This is a genomic window from Edaphosphingomonas laterariae (assembly GCF_900188165.1).
GTDB lineage: Bacteria > Pseudomonadota > Alphaproteobacteria > Sphingomonadales > Sphingomonadaceae > Sphingomonas_E > Sphingomonas_E laterariae.
This window is the reverse complement of record NZ_FZOS01000072.1, coordinates 1-2401: the sequence shown is the minus strand read 5'-3', so window position 1 is coordinate 2401 and position 2401 is coordinate 1. Positions and strand designations below refer to the sequence as shown.

Here is a 2401-nt window from a genome sequence, read left to right as displayed (position 1 = left end):
CTCGCGGACCTCAGGTGAAAACTTGTTCGTCGTCTTGCTCATATCGGCTCCACTCTCTCAGGAGATGGAGCCTCCGGCAAACCCGGTGCGGTTCAAACACCGCACCGCAAATCCAACCAATAACCGGGCGCTCATCGGAAACGATCAACCACAAAGCGCCGCAAAGAGCGGCGAGTAATTGCGTGACTACGGTCGTCAGCCAGCCCTCCCATGAGATGGGCATGAAACTGAACCCGGCGAAGCGCCTGAACCATGGCTTGTCCATAAACTCATCCTAACGATCGACCGGAAGGTCCGCAAAGTCCGCGAGTGTCGACTGTCAGGAATCGGGCCGTCACGATGACGGTTCACACCCGCGTGGCAGTTTACAGGCTCACATCAACACATTGATTTAATTCAGCCAATTTTGTCGACTGTGTACATTGCGACCCGCAGAAATCCCGGATTTTGGGCAGGTTGGAAGGCTAGTGCTCTGCCATTGAGCTACACCCGCTCGATTTGCTCGGTCGGGCGCGCCGCCAACAAGGACTGACGCGTTACCCGCACACCTGCTGTGCCGCTGCGATGGAAAGCTAGGTCCGCGTGCGGGTCGGCGCGTGGAAGTCGGCGGGCTTGTCGGCGATCCACGCAAGGAAACCCGCAATCGCGGGATGGCCGCGCAGCGCGACGCCATCCGCATCCATGCGCGCAAGCTCGGCGTTGGAAAAGGTCGCGTGGATCGCGCGGTGGCAGATCGGGTGGAGCGCGACCGTGCTGCGCCCGCCACGGCTCTTGGGCACGGGATGGTGCCATTCGACACGGCGGCCAAGCGGACGGCCGCACAGCCAGCATGCCATGTCCCCGCCCCCATTTTGCTTCATCGCGATAGGCTCCGAACTTCGCCGCTCCATGGACCCGCCCCGCCACAACCGCGTTGATTCGGATCATATCGGGAGACATTCATGCTCGAAATCCTGCCTTCGCCGGACAATGTCGCCGCCTACAAGCTGTCGGGGGTGGTCGACGGGGACGATTATGACCGGCTGATCGCCGATCTCGAGGCACGCCTCAAGCGGCGTGAAAAATGGGGCGTCCTCGCCGATCTCAGTGAGTTTCGCGACATCACGCTGCAGGCGGCCGGCAAGGACTTCCGCTACGGCCTGTCCAAACTGCTCCAGCTCAACCGCTTCCCGCGTGAGGCGGTGATCACCGACAAGGAATGGATCCGCACGCTCGCCAGGGTCGCAAGCCCGCTGATCCCCTTTGTCGAGATCCGCAGCTTCGCTCCGGCCGAAGCGGCGGCGGCGATGGACTGGGTGGCGGGCGTGCCCTGACCCGGCTTGCGGCGCGCGCACGGCCTGCGGCACAAGGCGGGCATGGACATGTCCGCTTTGATGCCCCGCACACTGACACCGGCCGAACAGCACGCCTATTGCGCGCGGATCGGCCTCACGCGCCTGCCCCAACCGGATGCCGCAGGCTTGCTAGTGGTGCAGCGGGCACATCGGCTGGCCATCCCGTTCGAGAATCTCGACATCATATTGGGACGTGGGATCAGCCTCGATCCCGATCACGTCTTCGCCAAGCTCGTTGGTGCGCGCCGTGGCGGCTATTGCTTTGAACAGAATCAACTGTTCCTGCGCGTCTTACAGACGATGGGCTTCGTCGCGCGGCCATTGCTCGGCCGGGTATGGCTGATGGCCAATGGCGTGACGCCGGGTCTGACGCATACGTTCAACCTCGTCGAGCTCGATGGCGCGCAATGGATTGCCGATGCCGGCTTTGGCGGCTTCTTCACGCCGCCGATGCGGGTGGCTGATGGTGGGGAGGCGGTGGCCGCCGATGGCGGGCGATACCGCCTGGTCGCACGCGATCCCGCGATCGAACCGGGTTGGATGCTCCAGCGCGCGGTGGGCGACAACGGCTGGGCGGACCAGTATAGCTTCACCCAGGCACCCGCTTTTCCGGCGGACCTTGCGCTGAGCAATCACTGGACCGCGACGTCGCTCCCGTCACGCTTCACCAGCAATCGGATCGCCAGCCTGGTCACGCCGGACGGGCTGTTGACGCTGAACGGCCGCGGGCTGACCGAACGCGCCGGCGACACGGTCGTTCTGGAGCTCGAGATTGGCAGCGCATCGGCCTATCGCGCGCTTCTGGTCGAGCGTTTCGGCATCGTCTTCGATGCTGCGACGGTCGATGCGCTGGGGCTGTTCTGACGGGATCAGGCCCGATGCCCGAGGCGGGGGTGTGGGGACTGAAGGATATGCCCCAAACGCGAACGCCGCCCTTTGAGGGCGGCGTTTGGCGTTGAGTTTTTATATTGTTGGTTGCGGGGACAGGATTTGAACCTGTGACCTTCAGGTTATGAGCCTGACGAGCTACCGGGCTGCTCCACCCCGCGCCAACGAGCGCGGCCGCA

3 protein-coding genes and 1 tRNA gene are annotated in these 2401 nt (G+C 63.6%); 2 read left to right on the top strand and 2 right to left on the bottom strand.

What is annotated here, in order from left to right; all coding sequences use genetic code 11:
* Positions 1–572 precede the first annotated feature (572 nt).
* On the bottom strand, positions 573–836 hold the full coding sequence (locus CHB74_RS21335) for an HNH endonuclease (RefSeq protein ID WP_245843149.1): 264 nt from the start codon (positions 834–836) through the stop codon (positions 573–575).
* Positions 837–941: 105 nt separating this feature from the next.
* Here CHB74_RS21335 and CHB74_RS21330 point away from each other — a divergent pair, with 105 nt between their 5' ends.
* Both CHB74_RS21330 and CHB74_RS21325 read left to right on the top strand, forming a co-directional pair.
* Positions 942–1313, top strand: a complete 372-nt coding sequence (locus CHB74_RS21330; RefSeq protein ID WP_089221462.1) for a SpoIIAA family protein — start codon at positions 942–944, stop codon at positions 1311–1313.
* A 42-nt stretch (positions 1314–1355) separates the two neighbouring features.
* Positions 1356–2198, top strand: coding sequence for an arylamine N-acetyltransferase family protein (locus CHB74_RS21325; protein WP_245843148.1), 843 nt, complete (start codon positions 1356–1358; stop codon positions 2196–2198).
* Positions 2199–2306: 108 nt separating this feature from the next.
* Here CHB74_RS21325 and CHB74_RS21320 read toward each other — a convergent pair.
* A tRNA-Met gene (locus tag CHB74_RS21320) sits at positions 2307–2383 on the bottom strand.
* Positions 2384–2401: the final 18 nt, after the last annotated feature.